The organism is Symbiobacterium thermophilum IAM 14863 (assembly GCF_000009905.1).
GTDB classification, from domain to species: Bacteria; Bacillota; Sulfobacillia; order Symbiobacteriales; family Symbiobacteriaceae; genus Symbiobacterium; species Symbiobacterium thermophilum.
Map to the genome: position 1 here is coordinate 591,060 of NC_006177.1, position 19,727 is coordinate 610,786.

At 69.4% G+C, this 19,727-nt stretch carries 20 protein-coding genes and 1 riboswitch; of the genes, 5 read left to right on the plus strand and 15 right to left on the minus strand.

The genetic code is table 11. The features are described 5' to 3' along the window. The first annotated feature begins 101 nt into the window (after positions 1-101). Both STH_RS02840 and STH_RS02845 read left to right on the plus strand, forming a co-directional pair. Positions 102-428 (plus strand): thioredoxin family protein, encoded by a 327-nt coding sequence (locus STH_RS02840; protein ID WP_011194683.1) that lies wholly within the window; start codon positions 102-104, stop codon positions 426-428. A 103-nt stretch (positions 429-531) separates the two neighbouring features. Beyond that, a complete protein-coding gene (locus STH_RS02845; protein WP_011194684.1) occupies positions 532-1,575 on the plus strand; it encodes an LLM class flavin-dependent oxidoreductase in 1,044 nt (347 codons plus the stop codon). A 45-nt stretch (positions 1,576-1,620) separates the two neighbouring features. Here STH_RS02845 and STH_RS02850 read toward each other — a convergent pair whose 3' ends face one another. From STH_RS02850 to STH_RS02895, 10 genes are all read right to left on the minus strand, one after another. Then, positions 1,621-2,151, minus strand: a complete 531-nt coding sequence (locus STH_RS02850) for a hypothetical protein (RefSeq protein WP_043713164.1) — start codon at positions 2,149-2,151, stop codon at positions 1,621-1,623. 116 nt (positions 2,152-2,267) lie between these two features. Beyond that, positions 2,268-3,488 carry a phosphopentomutase gene (locus STH_RS02855; protein ID WP_011194686.1) on the minus strand — a complete coding sequence of 407 codons (1,221 nt, stop codon included), beginning with the start codon at positions 3,486-3,488 and terminating at the stop codon, positions 2,268-2,270. An 18-nt stretch (positions 3,489-3,506) separates the two neighbouring features. Continuing rightward, complete coding sequence (locus STH_RS02860) at positions 3,507-4,658, minus strand: YhfX family PLP-dependent enzyme (RefSeq protein ID WP_011194687.1); 1,152 nt, start codon at positions 4,656-4,658, stop codon at positions 3,507-3,509. Positions 4,659-4,684: 26 nt separating this feature from the next. Then, positions 4,685-5,599 (minus strand): phosphotriesterase family protein, encoded by a 915-nt coding sequence (locus STH_RS02865; RefSeq protein ID WP_011194688.1) that lies wholly within the window; start codon positions 5,597-5,599, stop codon positions 4,685-4,687. Positions 5,600-5,631: 32 nt separating this feature from the next. Then, positions 5,632-6,681 carry an amidase gene (locus STH_RS16795; RefSeq protein ID WP_011194689.1) on the minus strand — a complete coding sequence of 350 codons (1,050 nt, stop codon included), beginning with the start codon at positions 6,679-6,681 and terminating at the stop codon, positions 5,632-5,634. Further along, positions 6,678-7,046, minus strand: coding sequence for a PRD domain-containing protein (locus STH_RS02875; RefSeq protein ID WP_148205464.1), 369 nt, complete (start codon positions 7,044-7,046; stop codon positions 6,678-6,680). Before STH_RS02875 ends, STH_RS16795 begins: the two co-directional genes overlap by 4 nt. A 39-nt stretch (positions 7,047-7,085) precedes the next feature. Continuing rightward, a complete protein-coding gene (gene yhfZ, locus STH_RS02880) occupies positions 7,086-8,021 on the minus strand; it encodes a GntR family transcriptional regulator YhfZ (RefSeq protein WP_043713166.1) in 936 nt (311 codons plus the stop codon). Between the two features lie 84 nt (positions 8,022-8,105). Beyond that, on the minus strand, positions 8,106-9,377 hold the full coding sequence (locus STH_RS02885) for a YhfT family protein (RefSeq protein ID WP_011194692.1): 1,272 nt from the start codon (positions 9,375-9,377) through the stop codon (positions 8,106-8,108). A 15-nt stretch (positions 9,378-9,392) separates the two neighbouring features. Next, the gene (locus STH_RS02890; RefSeq protein WP_338054952.1) at positions 9,393-10,490 is read right to left on the minus strand and encodes an aminotransferase; all 1,098 of its coding nucleotides are present in this window, start codon (positions 10,488-10,490) and stop codon (positions 9,393-9,395) included. Further along, positions 10,490-10,858, minus strand: a complete 369-nt coding sequence (locus STH_RS02895) for a DUF2620 domain-containing protein (RefSeq protein WP_043713168.1) — start codon at positions 10,856-10,858, stop codon at positions 10,490-10,492. Before STH_RS02895 ends, STH_RS02890 begins: the two co-directional genes overlap by 1 nt. 267 nt (positions 10,859-11,125) lie before the next feature. Here STH_RS02895 and STH_RS02900 point away from each other — a divergent pair, with 267 nt between their 5' ends. Further along, positions 11,126-12,109 carry a lipoate--protein ligase gene (locus STH_RS02900; protein ID WP_011194695.1) on the plus strand — a complete coding sequence of 328 codons (984 nt, stop codon included), beginning with the start codon at positions 11,126-11,128 and terminating at the stop codon, positions 12,107-12,109. 108 nt (positions 12,110-12,217) lie between these two features. On the opposite strand, the gene STH_RS02905 is transcribed toward STH_RS02900, so the two are convergent. The 3 genes from STH_RS02905 to STH_RS17670 all read right to left on the minus strand — a co-directional run bounded on the left by STH_RS02905 (position 12,218) and on the right by STH_RS17670 (position 15,219). Continuing rightward, positions 12,218-13,360 carry an SIS domain-containing protein gene (locus STH_RS02905; protein ID WP_242654567.1) on the minus strand — a complete coding sequence of 381 codons (1,143 nt, stop codon included), beginning with the start codon at positions 13,358-13,360 and terminating at the stop codon, positions 12,218-12,220. A gap of 81 nt (positions 13,361-13,441) precedes the next feature. Then, positions 13,442-14,170 (minus strand): GntR family transcriptional regulator, encoded by a 729-nt coding sequence (locus STH_RS02910; RefSeq protein WP_011194697.1) that lies wholly within the window; start codon positions 14,168-14,170, stop codon positions 13,442-13,444. Positions 14,171-14,481: 311 nt separating this feature from the next. Next, positions 14,482-15,219, minus strand: coding sequence for a CAP domain-containing protein (locus tag STH_RS17670; protein ID WP_083765920.1), 738 nt, complete (start codon positions 15,217-15,219; stop codon positions 14,482-14,484). Between the two features lie 54 nt (positions 15,220-15,273). After that, a riboswitch (cyclic di-AMP (ydaO/yuaA leader) is annotated at positions 15,274-15,414 on the minus strand. A gap of 230 nt (positions 15,415-15,644) precedes the next feature. On the opposite strand from STH_RS17670, the gene deoC reads away from it, so the two are divergent. Next, positions 15,645-16,307, plus strand: coding sequence for a deoxyribose-phosphate aldolase (gene deoC / locus STH_RS02920; protein ID WP_011194699.1), 663 nt, complete (start codon positions 15,645-15,647; stop codon positions 16,305-16,307). 77 nt (positions 16,308-16,384) lie between these two features. Here deoC and STH_RS16805 read toward each other — a convergent pair whose 3' ends face one another. Beyond that, positions 16,385-17,446, minus strand: coding sequence for a GGDEF domain-containing protein (locus STH_RS16805; protein WP_158506826.1), 1,062 nt, complete (start codon positions 17,444-17,446; stop codon positions 16,385-16,387). 141 nt (positions 17,447-17,587) lie between these two features. Further along, positions 17,588-18,673, minus strand: coding sequence for a hypothetical protein (locus STH_RS02930; RefSeq protein ID WP_043713173.1), 1,086 nt, complete (start codon positions 18,671-18,673; stop codon positions 17,588-17,590). Between the two features lie 120 nt (positions 18,674-18,793). Between STH_RS02930 and recO the strand changes: the two genes are divergently transcribed. Further along, positions 18,794-19,555 (plus strand): DNA repair protein RecO, encoded by a 762-nt coding sequence (recO, locus tag STH_RS02935; RefSeq protein WP_011194702.1) that lies wholly within the window; start codon positions 18,794-18,796, stop codon positions 19,553-19,555. Positions 19,556-19,727 lie beyond the last annotated feature (172 nt).

The following is a 19,727-nucleotide window of genomic DNA, read 5'->3' on the forward strand; positions in this document are numbered from 1 at the left end:
GTCCGGCCATACCGCGAGGGGGTATACCGGCGTCTCTAGAGCAGGAGACTAGTCCACCAGCCGGCCCTGCGGCCGGACGGGAGAGAAGGAGGGAACGGCCTATGCAGCGGCTGACCGCAGAGACCTTCGATGAGGCCGTGCGGGAGCACCCGCACCTGATCGTGAACTTCACCGCCGACTGGTGTCCGGACTGCCGGCGGATCAAGGACGCCTATGCCGGCTTCCCGGAGCGGTTCCCGGAGATCGCGTTCGCGGTGGTCGACACCGAGGAGAGCCCGGACCTGGCCGAGCGGTTCGACGTGCGGGGCATCCCGTCGCTGTTGGTCTTCCGCGACGGCGAGCTCATCGACCGGCTCTACAGCCGGGACGCCAAGACCGTGCAGCAGGTGGAGGCGTTCGTGACCCGGCAGCTGCCGGTGTCCTCCTAGCCGGAGCCGGGGGGCACCGCGGCGCTTTCCGCAGGAGCAGCATACATAGACCTGGTGGGCGCGCCGACGGGCGGGCCCCTGGGGGCGGACAGGGGATGAGGCCGTGGAACTGGGTATCTACACCTTCGTGGAGACGACACCGGATCCCGTGACCGGCGCGCGCCTGAGCCCGGAGCAGCGGATCCGCGACCTGCTGGAGGAGATCGAGCTGGCCGACCAGGTGGGGCTGGACGTCTTCGGCATCGGCGAGCACCACCGCCCCGAGTACGTCTCCTCGGCCCCCGCGGTGATCCTGGCGGCCGCGGCGGCCCGCACCAAGCGCATCCGGCTGACCAGCGCGGTCACCGTGCTCAGCTCCGACGACCCGGTGCGGGTCTTTCAGCAGTTTGCCACGCTGGACCTGATCTCAGGCGGGCGGGCCGAGATCATGGTGGGGCGCGGCTCCTTCATCGAGTCGTTCCCGCTCTTCGGCTGCGACCTGAACGACTACGACGCGCTCTTCGCCGAGAAGCTGGACCTGCTGCTGCGGCTGCGGGAGTCCGAGCACGTCACGTGGGAGGGCCGGTTCCGGCCTCCGCTAACGGGCCAGGGGGTCTATCCCCGGCCGGTGCAGCAGAAGATCCCCGTCTGGGTGGCGGTGGGGGGCACCCAGTACTCGGCCGCGCGGGCCGGCGCCCTGGGCCTGCCCATGGCCCTGGCGATCATCGGCGGGCTGCCGGAGCGGTTCAGGCCGCTGGCGGAGCTGCACCGGAAGGCGGCGGTGATGAACGGCCACGAGCCGCCCGCGCTCAGCATCAACTCCCACGGCTTCATCGCCGACCGGTCGCAGGACGCGGCGGACCTGGCCTTCCCGGCGTTCAAGGCCGTGATGGACCAGCTGGGCCGTGAGCGGGGCTGGCCGCCGATGACCCGGGCGCAGTTCGAGGCGTCCCGCAGCCTGCGGGGGGCCGACTTCGTCGGCAGCCCTCAGGAGGTGGCGGAGAAGATTCTGTACCAGCACGAGCTCTTCGGGCACCAGCGGTTCCTGCTGCAGCTGACGGTCGGGAGCCTGCCGCACGACAAGGTGCTGCGGGCGATCGAGCTGTTCGGCACGCAGGTCGCTCCCGTGGTGCGGAAGGCGGTTGCCCGGAAGCAGGGGAAAGCATAGGCAATCAACGACCGGGCCCTGCGGCGCCGTCCGCAGGGCCCGTGGCTACTTGGGGCTGATGCGGTACCAGATGCGCTTCAGGAACCCCCGGGCGTCGGGGGCGTCCACCTGGCGCACAATGGTCGGCCGGCTGCCCGTGCACCGCCACTGGTACACGGTGGCCCGGCCCGTCACGACGGCCGGGATCGAATCGGCCCCCGGGTTCGCGCGGCAGAACCGCCACATGGCGGCCCTCGGGATCCGGCGGGTGTCCGCCTTCTCCTGGCAGGGCAGGTTGGCGCCGACGAAGCAGGCGTACACGTGGCCGCCCATGCACCGCCAGAAGGTGGACCGGCGGAGCGGGTCCCGGGGCGCGTCCTCGGGCAGGCCCGCGGCCCGGATGAGCCCCTCGATCACCGCGTCGGGCACCGGCGGCCCCGTCCAGCGGTGGTCGGGCCGGTCGACCGTGCCCACCGCGGCGCAGTAGGCGAAGGGGTCGGCCTCCTGCGCCGCCGCAGGGCGGCCGGGCCGGACGAGCAGGAGGGGGATGAGGAGGAGAAGGGTGACGACGGTGCGCACCCGCGTGCTCTGATTCATGACCAACCACCTCCCTTTCATTCTTCCCCCTGCGCCCGCGCGGTACGCGCGGCGCGGAGCACAGGGGCGCCCCGCCAGTCCCGGGACTGGCGGGGCGCCGCCGCGTGCAGAGACCATCACTTTTCCGTCAGCAGGCCGAGGAAGCTGGTGCCGAACTCCGGCGCCGGGGCGCCCAGGTGCTCGCACACCGTGGCCGCCACGTCGGCCATGGTGTCCCGGACCCCGAGGGCGGCCGGGCGGAAGCCGGGGCCGAAGGCCAGAAGCGGCACCTGCTCCCGGGTGTGCAGGGAGTGGCCGATCAGCGGGTCGTTGCCGTGATCCGCCAGGATGATCAGCAGGTCCCCGGGGCGCAGGCGGTCCAGCAGCCGGGCGATGCCGCGGTCGGCCCGGGCCAGGACCTCCGCGTAGCGGACCGGGTCCTGCTCGTGGCCCATGAGGTCGGTCTCCTGCACCGTCGCGGCGATGTAGCCGCCGTCGGGCATCTGCTCCAGCTGCTCCAGCACCTGCTCCAGCACGGCTTCGGTGTCCACCACCGGGTCCCGCCAGCGGGCGGAGGGGCACTCCACCACGTCGGCCATCTTGCCGATCATCGCCACGGGGAGCCCGGTGGACGCCACAAGTTCCGGCGCCTGGACGGCGGGATCGATGCCGTAGCCCAGGTGGCGCACCCGGTAGTGCTCGTTGTAGATGTGCAGCTCCGGCGTGACCACGCCGGTCTGACCGGCCGGGGTGATGCGCGTGTGGGCCAGGATGTCCTCCACGGTGATGCCGACGCCGCCCAGGGCGATCACCCGGCTCACCTGCACCACCTGGCGGACCCGCCGGCCCACCTCCAGGATCCGCTCGAAGGGCACCGTGTCCAGCGGACCGGTCACGTTGTAGATGCGGCCGGGGTCGGTCTCCAGGTTGTCCCCCACCAGGATCTGCCCGTCCACCAGGAGGGCGGAGCCTCCCGGCAGGGCGTCCTCGACCCGGTGTCCGGCCTGCTCCAGGTGGGCCCGGACCTGGCCGGCCACCGTGGAGAACAGGGAGATCACGGGCCGGAGGGGCCGGTTTCCCTGGATCTCGTTGTGGCCGGCAAAGGTGTCAGCGCCCCAGTGGGCCAGGTTGCAGCGGCCCCACGCGGCCAGCGGCGGGCCCGCCGGCTCCAGCCCCGCCTCGGGGGCGATGTGGGGCAGCCCCAGCCGCACCAGGCTGGGAATCCGCAGGGCGCCCTGGGACCTGACCAGGCTGGCCAGGGTGTGGGCGCCCGCGTCCCGGGGCTGCACCTGCTCCACGTCCGCCATGGCCCCGACGCCGAAGCCGTCAAGCACCAGTACAATCGCTCGCTTTGCCATACCGACACCTCGTTTCATCTAGATCGTGAGGTCGAGAGGTCGGTTCGCCCGGTCGTACAGGCCGGCGAGCCGCGGGGCGCCCTGCTGGACACCCTCCACCAGGGCGAGGTTGGCCCGGGCGGTGAACGCCTGCGTGCGGAACGCGGCGACGACGGGCTCTCCCTCCCGGGCCAGGGGATCGTCCAGCGTCAGGTAGTAATCGATGTTCTCGGCGGCGGGGCGGTGCAGGGGGGCCCGGCGCAGGGCAGTCCCCACCAGCGCGTTCTGCATGTGGCCCCGCGGGTAGCTGCCGCCGCCGTAGACGTAGGCCCGGCCGCCGTAGGTGTGCGAGACCTCGGTGAGGTAGACCATGGCCGGGAGCTCCGGCTGGTCGGAGACGGCGTGCAGCGGGGTGGTGCCGGTGATGGCGTGGCCCGGCTCGCCGTGGGTCGCCCCTGCCTGCCGCAGGAGCGCCAGCGTGGCGGCGCAGGTGAGGGAGGGGGCGTTCACCTGGGCGATCTCCATCCCCAGCTCGTCCCGCAGCAAGGCGGCGGCCCGGGTCACTGCCTCCAGGTTGGGGGTGGCAACGGGCCGGCCGTCCTCCGCCACCAGGCAGGGGAAGGCGGTGACCCCCGCCACCCGCACCCCGGGCAACCGGCTGATCGCCAGGGCCACCGCGGGCAGCTCCCCGAGGGGGATTCCCCCTTCCTGGCCAGGGTACAGGCAGCCGGAGGCCACCCGGAGCAGCACATCCTGCCGGAGCCCCAGCCCGACAGCCGCATCGCTCACCGCCCTGGCCTGGGCGAGGCCGAAAACCGTCATCACCTCCGGCCGCCAGGAGAGCACCTGCGGCAGGAAAGCCCGGGGGATCTGAACCAGGTGGCCCACGTGGCCGAGCGCGACGCCCGCCTCGCGGAACGCCCTTGCGTCGTCGATGTCCACCGCCACGCCCCGGGGAATCCCGGCCTCGGCCACCGCGGCGATCACCTGCGGGTTGCGGTTGAGCTGCTTGGACATGAAGTAGAGCTGAATCCCTTCCCGCCGGGCCGCTTCGGCCAGCGTGCGGGCGTTGTTCCGAATGGCATCCAGATCGAGTACATAGGTGTTGGGCGGCAGCCGCCCCTCGGCGTGGAAACGCAGGGCCGCGTCGATCAGCCGGGGGTTGCGGCGCGCGGTGACCTCGAGGAACATCGACTTCTCTCCTCTCGGGCCGAACCTCAGGCGACGGTCAGGATCCGCCGCGGGTTCAGCACCAGCATCTGTTCCAGCTCGGCCTCGCTGACGCCGGCGGCCCGGAGCGCGGGCACCAGCCGGTCGAAGAGGTAGCTGTAGCCGTACCCCCCGTTGGCCTTCAGGTGGGAGCGCCGGGTCACGTCCATGGAGAGGACCACCCGGTCGGCCAGGCCCCTCTCCAGCATGCCGGTGATCAGGCGGACCCGGACGGCGTCCGGCATGTAACTCTCCTTGCCGGCGGTGTCATAAGCCACCGTGGCGCCCCGCCGGGCCAGGGCGACGTGGGTCTCCAGGTCGTCGGTCAGGTCCTGGTGGCCGATCACCACCCGGGCCGGGTCGACCCCCAGGGACTCCAACAGGTCCAGCTGCTCCAGCCCCATGGTCCCCAGGGTGCAGTGGGTGGAGATGGGCAGGCCGGTCCACTTGTGCACCAGGGCCACGGCCCGGAAGACCTTGGCCTCGTCCGGCCGGATCTCGCCCTTCGAGGTGCCGATCTCGGCCAGGATCCCCGGCTTGACGTCGGTGCCGTCCATCCCCTCCTGGATGTCCCGCATCAGCAGTTCCGCGAGCTCCTCCGCGGAGCGTTCGGCCACGTAGGGCGGGTGGTAGGCCTGCTGGTAGAAGCCGGTGGCGGCCACGACCTGCAGCCCGGTCCGGCGGGCGACCTCCCGGAGCAGTTCCGGCCGGCGCCCCATGCCGTGGCAGGTGACCTCCACCAGCGCCCGGCCACCGGCCCGCTGCAGGTGCGCCACCTCCTCACAGGCCAGGTCCAGGTCGTCCAGCACGGTGTCCGGATCCTTCTTCCGCCCGGAGAGGTCGATGAACAGGTGCTCGTGCATCAGCGTGGGACCGAGTTCCTTCGGGTCCAGGGGGCCGAGAACGGTCATGATATGGGCCATGCGGCAAACCTCCCCGGTGTTGGTGTTCGCGGTCAGGGAAGCTGAAAGAAGTAACGCTCAAAGAGCGGGGGCATTCGCAGGGATGGGGCCAGCAGGTCCGCCGCGGCCAGGGCGCGGGCGGCGCCCACGGGGCCGGGCGGGCCGGCCAGGATCAGGCCCGAGGAAAGGCGGGGAACCGGCAGGGCAATGCCCGTGCAGCCCACGAGGTTCAGTGCCCGCAACAGGTACTTGCCGCCCCGCGCCTGCAGCGCAGCGCCGGGCGGGCCCAGCGAGCCCACCACGGAATCCCCCAGGCCGAACAGGTCCACGGGCCCTTCCAGCGTGACGGCCAGGTCGGCCGTGGCCCAGATCTCCCGCAGCAGGGCCATGGCGCGCTCCCTCGCCGCAATGCCCGTCATGTCCACGGCGACCGGTTCCGCCCCGGCCGCCCAGAGGGGACGGAGGTAAGGTTCCAGTTCCGCCGCCATGTCCGCCCCGTCGGGCAGGGTCACGGAGCCCGGGCGGGGCAACGCAACCCGCAGTCCCGCGAGCGATGCCGCAGGCGGCTCCGCGGCACCGGAGGCCCGCAGCAGGGCGCGGAAGCCCGTGCGGGCGGTGGGCCAGTCCCGGGCGATGACGCCCAGGGCGGGCCGAAACGCAAAGCCGTCCGTGGAGACGCGTTCCACCGGACAGGTGAGGCCGAGGCCGGAACCGATGATGCCGGCCAGGCCGGTGGCGGCGGCAGGGCCCAGCACCGAGCCTCCGCCGTCGGTACCCACACACAGGTCGATGATGCCGAGCAGGATGTTGACCGGGCCGCCGCTGGTGGACCCGGTCATGGGCCTGCCGGTGAGCGGGTTGAGCAGGCCGGTGTCGACCGCCCTCCCGCCCGGCGCCGCCCGGTCCACCGTCAGCCACGCCAGGCCGGGTTCGGCGGCCAGCCGCCGGCGCAGCTCATCGCCGATGGCGGGGGTGTCCTTGATGCCGAGGCGGAGAACCTCATTCCCCGGATCGGTCGCATCCGCGCCGGGCGCCAGCGCGGCGACGGAGCGCCCCAGATTGGCGCGGGCGGCCGCCAGCGACCGGCGCCACCGGGTGATCACAGCCCATCCGGCCGGACCAGCGTGATCAGGTGCGCGGTGAGGTAGCCGACCTCGGCCTCCGGCACCCTGGCGCCCAGCCGGCGCCCGGCCTCCCCGGCCACGACCTCGTTGACGAACGCCCACTCCTCGGGGTAGGCCTTCACCTCGGCCAGCCCTTCCGACACCATCTCATCGATGGCCTGGCCCGAGCGCAACCGCTCCAGGGCCACCGCCAGGTGGGTGGTGAACATGGCGCCGTTCTCCTCGGTCACGGTCATGTCGTAACGCTCTTCCACCCGCTTCAGGATCCATCGGGTCAGTTCCGCAACCTCCGGGCTGATCTGCCCGCTCTCCTGCAGCAGACGGAGCCGCATTTCCAACGACAACGGACTCACTCCCTGGTCTTCCGGCCTGCAGGCCGCTAGCTAGTATGAGGGTATTCGCTTGCCCTCCAGCACCTCGTCCTGGACGCGGCGCACGAGGGCGGGGTCGATGATCTCCGGCAGGAGCCGCTCCAGATCGGGCCGGTTGGCGTCGATCACCAGGACGGCCTCCGACGAGGACTCGGCGATCCGGCGGGCCTCCGGGCTCTGCAGCGGCCGGGAGTAGATCTCCATCGTGCCCGAGGAAAGCTCGTCGAGGTTCCAGATGGCGGCGTCGATCTGCCCCTCCCGGAGCCGCTGGAGCAGGTGGGAGTAGGGGATCTCCACCAACTCCACCTGCCTGCCCCGGCACTCCGCGGCGGTCAGCCACGCCTGGTCCAGGGTCTGCGGGTCGATGCCCACCCGCATCCCGTCGGTGATGCCCGTGTACTCGGGGCGGGCCAGCAGGATGCCGTGCTGGGAGACGAAGGTCTGCGGCCCCAGCCCCATGACGATGACGACGCCGCCCTCCGCCACCGCCAACTCGGCCGACAGGCGGGAGAGCACCGCGAAGTCGGCCTGCCCGCGGTGCAGGGCGGCGATCCGGTTGCGGGCGCCCCGCATGTAGCCGATGCTGAAGGGCAGGTCGCTCTGCCGCACCGCCTCGTACAGGCCGGAAGCCAGCCCTTCGTAGCGCCGGGTGTAGGGAAGGGGCATGAGCCCCAGCAGCGAGGCGAGGCCCGCGATCTCCCGGAGCTTGCGGTAGTCAGCCTGGACCAGGAACGTGCCCTTGTGGCCCCGGGCCTCCACCTGCACCGCGCCGGCCTCGATGAGCGAGCGCAGGGCGTTCTGCACCGTGCCGTTGCCCGTCTCACACCGCCGGGCGTAGTCCTGCACGCGCGGGATGCGGTCTCCGGGCCGCAGCGCCAGCAGATCGGCGGCGATCTGCATGGCGACCCGGCCGTACTTTCGGTACAGGTCCGACTGCCACCGGTTCATGCACAGCTCCCCCCTCAGTGAGGGGGCGGGGGTTGAGCCCCGCCCCCCTCATTGTGGCATACGGCGCACCCCTGCGCGAGCCGGTTAGGAGAAGAGGGTGAGCACCTTCAGGATGTTGACCAGGATGCCGGTGAGGATCGCGGCCACAGGGCCGATGGCCAGCCGGTTCACCGGCAGCCCGGCCGCCTCGTTCAGCACGACGATCGCCGCGACGATGAAGTAACCCAGGCCCGGGGCCATGGCGTTGCCGGCGATCATGCCGCCCACCAGCAGCGCGATCTCCAGCACCTTGGTCATGGCGGTACGGATGTGCTCGCCGGCGGCCCGGACGCCCGGGAACCGGTCCAGGAACCGGGCGATGACGTCGAGGAGCATGACCTCCAGGAAGACGATGACGGCGCCGAGGATGGCGGCCACGATCCAGTGCGGGGAGAAGAAGCCCGCCGCGAAGACGAAGGTCATGCCGACGGGGCCGTAGACGCCGGTCGCAACGGCGGTGGTGGCGACCAGGGGCACGAAGCCGATGCCGCGGGCCAGGGCCGCGATGCCGGCGTCGACGATGTTCCCCTCGGCGGCCAGGCCCAGGCTGATCGGGTCGCCGGCCACCACGCCCAGGTTGGCGGCGGCGGCCACCAGGGCGCCCATGATCGAGAGCACCAGGACGTTCTTCTTGATCCGCTGCACCCGGTCGGAGAAGACGGCCGCGAGGCTGGCGTCAGCGGTGACCTCGGCCTTCTCACGGGCCGCAAACACCAGCAGCAGGATCATACCGATGACCAGGGCCGTGCCTTCCGCGTTCAGGTTGATGCTCGCGGTGCCGAACTGGATGGGATTGACACGCACCACGATCTGCCGGGCCAGCATCTGCAGGGCGAAGGTGATCGCACCCTTCTTCCAGCCGTGGTGCAGGGCCACCGCGAGGGCGGGGAAGACCGCGAAGGCGGCGGTGATCGGGGAGCTGACCTGGCCCAGGGCGTCCAGGAAGTTCACGGGCAGCAGTGCGAAGAGGTCGACCAGCGCCTGCAGGCCGATGGTCAGGAGCACGCCCCAGGCGGCGCCCAGGCCGGCTGCCAGCCACTTGTTGGGGGACGAGGTGCCGATGATGTCGGTGGCGAGGAACACGCTGTGGATCAGGATGATCTGGCTGGTGAGGGAGAAGGGAATGCCAAAACCGATGACCAGGCCGAAGCAGAGCGCGAAGGAGGTGAGCGCCAGTTCACGGCGGTTCATCCGCCCTTCGAGGAACTCGGGCAGCAGCGGACGCAGGCCGTCGTTGAAGACGGCGATTCCCTGCTGAGCCAGGAAGGCGGCCAGGCCGCCCATGAGAGCCGCGACCACAAGCTGGAGCGTCTCCACGCGACATCTCTCCTTTTACGGCTTTACTGCAGCTTCCACAGACATCCGGAGCACTCGGATCACCGTGTCGGCGCCCGCCCGCATCGGGTTGATCCGCAGCAGGAACGGGGCCAGGTCGGGCCGGTCGGCGAGCATCGTGCCCGAGGCGCGGTAGAACATGGCCGCGACCTCGTAGCGGGATTCGGCGCCCACCGGATGGGGTGCGGCCCCGAACCGCGGCGCGACCTCCAGCACCCGGTCGGCGATGGGCTCGCACAGCTGCACCAGGGCGACCCGCGACTGGGCGTTGGCCACCGCCGCACAGGCCACCCCCGGCACCTCGCCGGCGTTGAGTCGGTCAACCACCTCCTGTACCACTTGTGCCTGCAGCGCCAGGGCCACGGGGGCGTAGACCAGCGACCGGAGGGCGTCCATCGCCTCGGGCCCCTGCACCTGGAGCCCGCCGGAGTAGGCGGCGCGGTGGATGCGCTCGACCACGTCGGCAGCGCCGACGACGCACCCCACGCCCTCGGGGCCCAGCAGCTTGAAGAGCGAGAAGGTCGAGGCCGTGGCTCCCAATTGGACGCCGATCGCGGGCACCTTGCAGACCGCGTAGTTGTCGTCGGTGATGATGGGCAGCCCCGGCGCCGCCTTGCGCAGGGTCCGGATGACCTCCCCGAGGGCGTACCGGTCGTCCAGCCGCTGCCGCGCGTGCTGGACCAGGGCCAGGTCGGCCTCCCGCGCCTTCCGGGACAGCTCCTCCGGATCGTGGAAGTCGGCCTGGAGCACGTCCAGCCCCATGGCTTCGATGGTGCTGCGGGTGGTGGAGTAAATGGGCGCCCGGTGCACCAGGATGCGCCGTACCCCGGGGATCGCCTGCAGGGCCGCCCGGATCGCCCCGGTTCCCGCCCCCCGCACCAGGGCGGCCGCTTCCCCGCCGAAGAAATCGGCGAGGACGCGCTCCACCCGGGCTGTCGTCCGGGGCCTCCCGAGCCCGGGCACCACACCCAGGTCGCCGGCCTGCAGGATCTCATGGCCGTCGAAGTGGGTGTGGATCAGGTCGACCAGCCGCCACTGGAGGGTTGCCGCCTCCGCGGGGGAGAGGGCGGGGAGCGGGTGCGTCACCAGGGACATCACGCCTGACCCCTCTCAAGAATGGCGCGGACGATCATGGACACCGCCTGCTCGGCGTGGTCGGCCGTGAAGGCGAAGGCCTTCACCCCGTCGGCCACGGCCTTGCGGATCTCTTCCTCCTTCGGCGGACGGCCCGGCATGGAGACGGTGAGACACCGCGCCTTGCCCAGCATGGCGATGGCCATGGCAAGGCCGCCGCCGCCGGTGTGGCAGGCGCCGATGTAGTAGTCGGCCTTGCCGTTCTTCACCTGCATGGCCGCCTCCAGATCGCTGTGCTCCGTGACCTGGACCGCACTTCCGCCGACCTTTCGCACCAGATCGGCAACCTTCTTCTTGTCGACCTGGCCGCCTACGGCGAAGCGAATCATCCCAATCCACCCCTTCCAATCTACAGTTTCCTGTATATTATACAGCCCGCCTCTGAACAGGGTCAACCGGTCTTCGGCGTCAGCCCCATTGTGCGCAGGCAGGGTAGGCCTATACCAAAGTCTAGTCCCGGGATGCCCGAAAGGGCTGACATCGCGACCGGCCTCGTTCGCGGCCGGACGTACCGAAGAGAAGGGGTCGGGCCGGAGGGGGAGAATCGGATAGGATAGTCCCATACCGGCGCGACTGCGCGAGAGGAGTTCTGTGGCATGATCTACCTGGAGACAGGCAGCACGGACCCCTACTTTAACCTGGCCTTCGAGGAGTACGTCTTCGAGAAGCTGGATCCCACCAAGTCCTACTTCATCCTCTGGCAGAACGAGAACACCGTCGTCGTCGGCCGGCACCAGAACACGTACGAGGAGATCAACCAGCGGTACGTGGAGGAGCACGGCATCCGCGTCGTCCGTCGGCTCTCCGGAGGCGGGGCGGTCTACCACGACAACGGCAACCTGAACTACACGTTCATCGTGGACAAGGACGCCGCCCCCGATTTCAACTTCGCCGTCTTCACCGTGCCGGTCATCAAGACCCTGGAGCGGCTGGGCGTGAAGGCGGAGTTCACCGGCCGCAACGACCTGACCATCGACGGGAGGAAGTTCTGCGGGAACGCCCAGTACGTCCGGCGGGGGCGCATCATGCACCACGGCTGCATCATGCTGGACTCCAACCTGGAGGTGGTGGTCAACGCCCTGAAGGTGCGGGAGGCCAAGTTCCAGTCCAAGGGTGTGAAGTCGGTGCGCAGCCGGGTGACCACCATCAACGCCCACGCCCCCCGGCCCATCGCCATGGAGGAGTTCAAGTCCCTGCTGAAGGGCTACATCCTGGAGGCGGAGGGCCTGGAGACCATGGCGCTCACCCCCGAGCAGCTGGACGAGGTCCGGCGGCTGCGGGACGAGAAGTACGCCACGTGGGAGTGGAACTACGGTGCCTCCCCCGCCTACGACGTGCGGCTGGAGGAGCGGTTCGACTTCGGCCTGGTCACCGTCTACCTCCAGGCGGACCGGGGGCGGATCCAGGCGGTGAAGATCTACGGCGACTTCTTCGGCAGCGGCGAACTGGCGGAGCTGGAAGCCGCCCTGGTGGGGCTGCCCCTGGACGGGAACCTGGAGGCGGCCCTGGAGCCGCTGGACGTCGGCCGGTACATCCAGGGCATGACCGCGCGGGACCTGGCCAGGCTGCTCAAGGGTTGACCGTTGCTGCCACGCAAGGCGAACCCCCGCCAGTCGGAGGACTGGCGGGGGTTCGCCACTGTCACGGGTCGGGCTGCCAGATCGACGGCCGGATGCGGTCGCCTGCCTTCACCCGTGTTGCGGGAACTCGTGGATCGTCACGCCCTTCACGACGCGGTTCACCGTGCCCCTGGGGTTGGGCGTGTCGGGCGTGTTGCCCAGCTTCACCGCGGTGTGCAGCGCCAGGATCTGGCCGAAGAGGGCGAAGGGCAGGGCCAGGTACCCGTCCGGCAGCGCCGCGTACGCCGCAGGGAACCCGAACGTGGGCGCCGCCGGTCCGTCTCCGTCGTCTGCCAGCACGCCGCAGGCCAGCCGGGCGATGCCGTCGTCGTGCAGCTCCCGCAGCATGTCCAGGTCGTACTTGCGGGTGTACGGATCGTTGGAAATGAGCACGAAGACCAGCGTCTGCTCGTCCACGAACGACTTGGGGCCGTGCCGGAACCCCAGCGACGTGTCGAACAGGGTGGCGATCCTGCCTGCGGTCAGCTCCAGGATCTTCAGCTGCACCTCGCGGGCGATGCCCGCCAGCGGGCCGGAGCCCAGGTAGACGATCCGCCCGAAGTCGAGGCCGGCCAGCGCCGCGATCTCGGCTTCGCGTTCGATCACGCTCCGTCCCAGCGCGCAGATCTGGCTGACGTACCGTTCCTTTTCCGCCAGCGGGCGCCGGTCGAAGAGGAGCAGGGCCGCCAGCACCATGCACGTGAAGCTGCCGGTCATCGCGAAGGCCTGGTCGTTGGCGCGCTGGGGCATCAGCCAGAGCAGGCTGCGCTCGTCGCCGTCGGCCTGCCGTGCCAGGTTGCCGTCCGGCGCGCAGGTGATGATGATCTGGTAGAGATCGGGGACCAGCTGCTTCGCCAGGTGGACCGTCGCCACGCTCTCCGGGCTGTTGCCGCTGCGGGCGAAGCTCACCAGCAGGGTCGGCTGATCGGCCCGCAGGTAGCTGGTCGGATCGGCCACGAGACTGGTCGTCGGGGTGACCTGGAATTCGAAGGCGTGTTCGTCGCCGTGCCGCTTCACGAACGGCAGGACCGTCTCGCCCACGTAAGCCGAGCTGCCGGCACCGGCGAACAGCACCCGCACCCGCCCGTGCCGCTCCCGGATGGTCTGCAGGAACCCTTCGAAGCGCGCCTGCTCCCTTCGGTACGTGGCGAACGTCTCGGCCCAGAGCTCCGGCTGCTGGGCGATCTCCCGCGCCGTGAGCGCCGCACCCAACCGCTTCAGTTCCTCCACCGATGCTGTAAGAATGGGAATCTCCTCCTGACGTGGTGTTTGGTGTCGATCAAGTGCATCCGGCTACCTCCGCCGGTGCCGGATCTTGTAGACAAACTGGTCTGCCCGGGCGGCGCTGAGGGTGAACTCGATCACCCGGTTGTCCAGGTTGCAGGTGGTGCGCACCAGCCTGAGGCACGGGGAACCCACCGGCACGCCGAGCAGCTCGGCTTCCTTGTCCTGGACGAGGGAGGCGTAGAACTCCTCGTCCGCGTACCGGATCTCCTGGTTGAACCGCCTGGAGTAGAGGTCGTACAGCGGCATGCTCTGCAGCATCTCCAGGGTCAGCCCGGGAAACAGGTGGACCGGGATGAAGGTCAGTTCCAGCATCATCGGCAGGCCGTCGGCCAGGCGCAGCCTGCGCAGCCGGTAGATGGCGGAGCCTTCGCCGATCTTCATCCGCTCGGCCGTGGGGCGGTTGGCCACCCCCGTCTCGAAGGAGAGGATCCGGGTCTCCGGTTTCATCCCGAGCTGCCTCATGTGCTCCGTGAAGCTGTAGAACTCGGAGAGGTTCTTCATCTCCTTCCATAGCGCGGAGACGTAGGTGCCCTTGCCGTGGCGGCGGTAGATGTACCCGAGGTCCTCCAGTTCGCTCAGCGCCGCGCGGACCGTGGTCCGGCTGACGCCGTACTTCTCGCAGATCTCCCGCTCGGAGGGCAGCGGGTCGTCGGGTTTCATCGACGTCTGGATGGTCCGAATGAGGAGGTCCACCAACTGGTTGTACAGGGGGGTGGGGCTCTGCTTGTCCAGCATGCAGACTCACCTGTCTCTCGCGATCAACGTTGGGGCATGTCAGCCGGGAAAGTGGTCACTACTTGTCATTACCAGTTCATCTTTCATGCTAATCCTGTCCGTGAAGTCCGTCAATCGCCCGAGAGGGCCAGAGCGGTCTATTTTGGGACCAGGCGAAAGCTACTGAACTGAACGAAGGCACAGTACGGCTCCTGTTCGGTGGACCCTACCGGTGCCAGATCGGCCAGTCCAACCCGGCCGCGGATCATCCCGGGACGGGGCAAGAGGAAAAACCCCCGCCGCATGTGCGGCAGGGGTCTGCCTGTCGTGGGTTACCGACCGACGAACATCTGCGTGAACATCATCCCGTACGGACCGCCTTCGACGATGCCGATGCCCACGTGGGTGTAGTTGGCGTTCAGGATGTTGGCCCGGTGGCCGGACGAGTTCATCAGCGCGGTGTGCGCCGCCTGGACCGACTGGTTGCCGGCGATGTTCTCGCCCGCGGTCCGGTAGGAGACGCCGTAGGCCTTCATCATGTCAAACGGCGAGCCGTAGGTGGGGGAGTTGTGGCTGAAGTAACCCTTGTTGATCATGTCCTGGCTCTTCATCCGGGCCAGCTTCGTCAGCTGGGCGTCCGCCTGCAGCGGCTTCAGGCCCGCCTTGGCCCGCTCCTGGTTGACCAGGTTCAGCATCTGCTGCTCGGCGGCGGTGAGGCCGGCGGAGGTGGTCTGGGTCTGCGGCGTCGTCTGCTGCGTCGGCGTCGAGGTCTGCGGCGTGCTCGTCTGGGTCGTGGTCGGCTTGGACGGCGACGGCTGCGTCTGGATGGAGGTCGTCTGCTTCCACGTCGTCTGCTGGGTCGGCACGGTCTGCTTCACGGTGGTCTGGCCACTGGACCAGCGCACGGTGACAAGCGTGACGTAGCGGTTCAGCAGGTTCGAGGTGGTGTAACGCACGGGCGTCTGGTAGGTGACGTAAATGGTGGCCGCGGAGGCCGGGGCCGAGAAAGTGAGTGCAGAGGCGGCGACGGCCAGAGCAATCGCAAGCCCCTTGATCTTGTTGATCCGCATGCTTTCTCCTCCTTTTCCGGATGTGACCCGGCGATGCCCCAAGACGGAGGAGATGGTCTCCCCCTGCGACGCTTACGGGGTTAGCTGACGGGCGCGGACGGCAGGAGTGTCGCCCGGGCAGTGAAGCCACTGCGCTTGGCCCCTGGTGGATTCTGGGTCCCCCGTTTCCTGGTGGGAATTCAGCGTTTGTGGACGTCCGAAGTCGTATCTAGGGTAACGTACCTTGCTTAAATAGGTCTATGCATAATGTATGGCTGAACTGTTAGCGATACCCGGCATGGCCCCTGAGATTTCCAGCCCCGGCACCCCGATGCAGGGGATCATTGGTGCGCCAGCGAATCACACCAACGATCAAGGAACACTACGCAGCAGAGACCTGCCGCCCGCAAATGATGGAGGAGGTAGTCGCCATGGACGCCAGGCAGATGACGCGCCGAGAGTTGGCCCGAATGATCGACCACACCCTGCTGAAGCCCGACGCGACCGAGGCGCAGATCCGCCAGCTCTGCGCAGAGGGACGGGAGCACGGGTTCATGTCCGTCTGCGTGAACCCCTACTGGGTGCCGCTGTGTGCGGAGCTGCTCAGCGGGACGGAGGTGAAGGTGTGCACCACCATCGGCTTCCCGCTGGGCGCCAACCGCAGCGAGATCAAGGCGGTGGAGGCGGAGGACGCGGTCGCCCGCGGCGCCCGGGAAGTGGATATGGTGATCAACGTCGGCGCACTCAAGTCCGGCCGGCGCGACGTCGTCCTGAACGACATCCGCGCGGTGGTCTCGGCCGTGGCGGGCGAGGCGCTGGTGAAGGTGATCATCGAGACCGGCCTGCTGACGGACGAGGAGAAGGTGATCGCCTGCCAGCTGGCTCAGGAGGCCGGCGCCGACTTCGTCAAGACCTCCACCGGCTTCGGGACCGGCGGCGCAACCGTGCACGACATCGCGCTCATGCGCCGCACCGTCGGGGCCGGGATGGGCGTGAAGGCCTCCGGCGGCGTCCGGGACCTGGAGACCGCCCTCGCGATGATCGGCGCGGGAGCCAACCGGATCGGTGCCAGCGCCGGCGTGGCGATCCTGGCCGGACTGGAGGCATAGGCCGCACAAGAACGGGGGGCCGTCCCGGGAGCAGATGACTCTGCCCGGGACGGCCCCGCCTGTGTCCGTCCGCCGTATCAGGAGCCCACTACCACCCGGTTCCGGCCGGACTCCTTGGCCCGGTACATCGCCGCGTCGGCCCGGCTGACCCAGGAGGAGACGGTGTCGCCGGGGCGGTAGGGCGCCACGCCGAGGCTGATGGTCACGATCGGGAAGTGCTCGCTCAGTTTCTGGTGGACGGCCTCGCCGACCCGCTGGGCGAGCTGGTACGCCTGTGCGGTCTCGTTCACCCGGACCAGGATGATGAACTCGTCGCCGCCCCACCGCCCCACGTGGTCAGTGGCGCGCAGCGCCTGCCGCACCGTGGTTGCGACCGCGCGCAGGGCGGCATCGCCCGCCTCGTGCCCGTACATGTCGTTGATCTGCTTGAAGCGGTCCACGTCGAACATGATCATCGTGGCGGGCTGCCCGCCCTCCTCCGCGCAGCGGATCTCCTGCTCGATCAGCAGCTCCATCTGCCGCCGGTTGGGGATGCCCAGCAGGGGATCGGTGTGCGCCAGGCTGGCCATGGACCGGGCGATCTGCCGGGTCCGGGCGTACTGCCGCTGCAGTTCGGACCAGGCGTGCATCAGCCAGAGCAGCACCGCGTTGGCCAGGTAGAAATGGGCCAGCGGCCCGAAGAGGGCCTCGCGCGTCGGCTGGGGGCCCGCCCGGAACAGGCGGACCAGACCCAGCGCCAGCAGCCCCAGGTAGACGGCCGTGCCGATCCAGACCGACCTACGGGTCCCGCTGATCACGAGCAGGCCTGCCAGTGCGACCGAGACCCACGGGCTCAGCCGGGCGAACCGCTCCAGGGACAGGGAATCGGCGGAGAACAGGCCCAGGTAGAGGAACACGAAGAGCCCCACGGCGATGCCGGCCGTCAGGACGGTTTCCACGAAGCGCAGGCTTCGCCTACGCCGCCAGAGCAGGAGGGCCAGCAAGAGCGCAAACGCCGCACCGGCCAGGAGCAGGGGCGATGGTGCCTGGCCGCTGCGGCGGAGGAGCGCCCACTCAAACAAGGCCGCCGCCGAGGCGATGGGAAGCGCGACGAGCAGAAGACGGCGCTTCTGTTGTTCCAGCGGGCCGTTCCGTGCCACCGTCTCACTCCCTTCGCCCCAGGGCGAGAACACGACGAACGAGGCGGGTACAAGGGCCCACCCCATAAAACGCTACATCTTTACCTCTCCTTATAGCATGACAGTCACCTATATGCAACAGCGCATATTTCGTTAAGTACCTTAACGAAGTTGGGCGGGCTTCCGGCGTACCGACCGCACGGTGTTGAGCAGGAAGAGCAGCACGGCCGCAACGTTGAGGACAACCGCCCACTGCCGCCCGGGCAGCCACTCGGCCAGCCCCGCGCCCACCCGCAGCAGGACAGAGAGGTGCAGCAGGACGAGGTGGCTGTAGAACCGGGGAGTGAACGCCATGCGCACCCCCAGGACTGCCGGGAAGATCACCGGTGCGTGGCCGAAGATCATGCTGAAGACGAAGCCGAGGAAGACCGCGTGCAGGGCCGCGTCGTAGATGCCCCCATAGATGAATCCGTACCGCAGGGGGATGAGCCCGCCGACCAGCAGCCAGAAGTAGCCCGGCAGCATGCAGAGGGCGATGAACCGGGTCAGCCCCCGAGTGCGCACGGTGCGCCGGGCGATGTCGTACCGCAGCAGCCACAGGGAGAGCGCGGCCAGGCCGAGTCCGGTGACCCGCCATCCCAGGCTGTAGTGGAACGGGGTGAGAGCCGCCCCCGCCACCACGACCGCGAGGACGGCAAGGAACGCGGCGGTGCCGCCCCGGGAGATGCGGACGAGGCGGGCCAGCTCCAGCCGCTCGCCGGCAATGGTGAGCACCAGGAACCCCGCCCACGCGGGGACGACGTGCGTAATGGGCGTGCCGAAGAGCCAGGAGAGGTTGCCGCCCAGCCAGACCGCCGCCGCCAGGGTCAGCACGTAGTTGAACAGCGTGGGCTGAACCCTGACGATCCGGGTGAAGAGCAGGATGAGGGCGGCGCTGCTCAGGGCCATGCTCAGGGCCCCCGCCGCGGCCGGCGCCCCGCAGAGGATCAGCAGACCGCCCGCGGCCGCGAGGGCGGGGGCGGCGAACATCCAGGGGCGGCCCATCGCGACCGCCCGCTCCAGGCCGATGACGGTGCCCAGGAAGCCCGAGATCATCAGCGGGCCGTGACCGCCCGACAGCGTGGGGCTCAGGGAGGGCAGCGCCAGGCCGATGCGCAGCATGCCCGCCCACAGCGCGGCGAGCAGGGTGAGGATGCCCAGCAGGAGCAGGGGGAAGCGGACCGGGTTGGGCCGCGCGGGCGAGTTCATGGTGACCCCCTCCAGTGACGGTGAGATTTATTTTCAGTATCTCCTGTCCTTCCGAGAGGTGAAGTGATCCGGGTCACAGCTCCTGTGTTATGATGAGTGCAGAACGGCGGAGGTGGCTACGTGGCACTCTACAACGTGGACGGCATCGTCATCCGGGTGCGCAACTTCCAGGATGCGGACAAGATCGTGGTGCTCCTCACCCGGGAGGAGGGGAAGGTGGAGGCGGTGGCCCGGGGAGCCCGCCGGCCCCGCAACCGGTTCGCGGCGGCGACGCAGCTCTTTTCGCACGTGCGGGCCCAGCTCTTCTCCGGCCGCAGCCTCGACACCCTGAGCCAGGTGGAGATCGTGGAATCGTTCCGCCAGCTGCGGGAGGACTTGGTGCGCATGGCCTACGCCACGTACGCCTGCGAGCTGGTGGACGCGCTGCTGCCCGAGCGGCAACGGCAGGAGGCGCCTTACCTGCTGCTGCTCACCAGCCTTCACCTGTGGGGGGAGCCCGACCGGGATCCCGAGCCGCTGCTCAGGGCCTTTGAGCTGAAGCTCCTCTCCATGCTCGGGTTCCGCCCGAGCCTGGCGGCGTGCGTCGGCTGCGGTTCCGAGGCGGTGCAGCAGAACGGCGGCGTGCGGTTTGCCCCGGTCCTGGGAGGGGTCCTCTGCCCCCAGTGCACCGACGAGGGGGAGGGGGCCCTCAGGCTCTCGCTGGGGGCCCTGGAGACCATGAAGCGGCTGCTGGACGGCGACATCCGCCGCGCGCACATGGTCCGCCTCTCGGGCGAGCTGGCCGCCGAAATCGACCGGGCGCTCTCCGCGTACATCCTGGCGCGCACCGAGCGGCGGTTGAAATCGAAGGAGTTTCTGGACACGCTGCGATCCGCCCGCTGAGGCGGCTGAATGGTGCCAGAGGCGAAGGGTCCCGGCTGCAAGGATGCCGGGACCCTTGAAGTATGTCATGGTACGTCAATTCAAGTGATTACATTTATATCGAACGCTGGTCAGCCAGCGGTCGTCCTATGGAGCAAATAGCCGGCTCCCCCGGGGCCGGGAGGTGGTGCAT

What these genes read in the sequence shown, in the direction of transcription:
- STH_RS02840 (WP_011194683.1), top strand. Translation starts at nt 102, where the DNA reads ATGCAGCGGCTGACCGCAGAGACCTTCGATGAGGCCGTGCGGGAGCAC.
- STH_RS02850 (WP_043713164.1), bottom strand. Translation starts at nt 2,151, where the DNA reads ATGAATCAGAGCACGCGGGTGCGCACCGTCGTCACCCTTCTCCTCCTC.
- STH_RS02855 (WP_011194686.1), bottom strand. Translation starts at nt 3,488, where the DNA reads ATGGCAAAGCGAGCGATTGTACTGGTGCTTGACGGCTTCGGCGTCGGG.
- STH_RS02860 (WP_011194687.1), bottom strand. Translation starts at nt 4,658, where the DNA reads ATGTTCCTCGAGGTCACCGCGCGCCGCAACCCCCGGCTGATCGACGCG.
- STH_RS02865 (WP_011194688.1), bottom strand. Translation starts at nt 5,599, where the DNA reads ATGGCCCATATCATGACCGTTCTCGGCCCCCTGGACCCGAAGGAACTC.
- yhfZ (WP_043713166.1), bottom strand. Translation starts at nt 8,021, where the DNA reads ATGAACCGGTGGCAGTCGGACCTGTACCGAAAGTACGGCCGGGTCGCC.
- STH_RS02890 (WP_338054952.1), bottom strand. Translation starts at nt 10,490, where the DNA reads ATGTCCCTGGTGACGCACCCGCTCCCCGCCCTCTCCCCCGCGGAGGCG.
- STH_RS02895 (WP_043713168.1), bottom strand. Translation starts at nt 10,858, where the DNA reads ATGATTCGCTTCGCCGTAGGCGGCCAGGTCGACAAGAAGAAGGTTGCC.
- STH_RS02900 (WP_011194695.1), top strand. Translation starts at nt 11,126, where the DNA reads ATGATCTACCTGGAGACAGGCAGCACGGACCCCTACTTTAACCTGGCC.
- STH_RS02910 (WP_011194697.1), bottom strand. Translation starts at nt 14,170, where the DNA reads ATGCTGGACAAGCAGAGCCCCACCCCCCTGTACAACCAGTTGGTGGAC.
- STH_RS17670 (WP_083765920.1), bottom strand. Translation starts at nt 15,219, where the DNA reads ATGCGGATCAACAAGATCAAGGGGCTTGCGATTGCTCTGGCCGTCGCC.
- deoC (WP_011194699.1), top strand. Translation starts at nt 15,645, where the DNA reads ATGACGCGCCGAGAGTTGGCCCGAATGATCGACCACACCCTGCTGAAG.
- STH_RS02930 (WP_043713173.1), bottom strand. Translation starts at nt 18,673, where the DNA reads ATGAACTCGCCCGCGCGGCCCAACCCGGTCCGCTTCCCCCTGCTCCTG.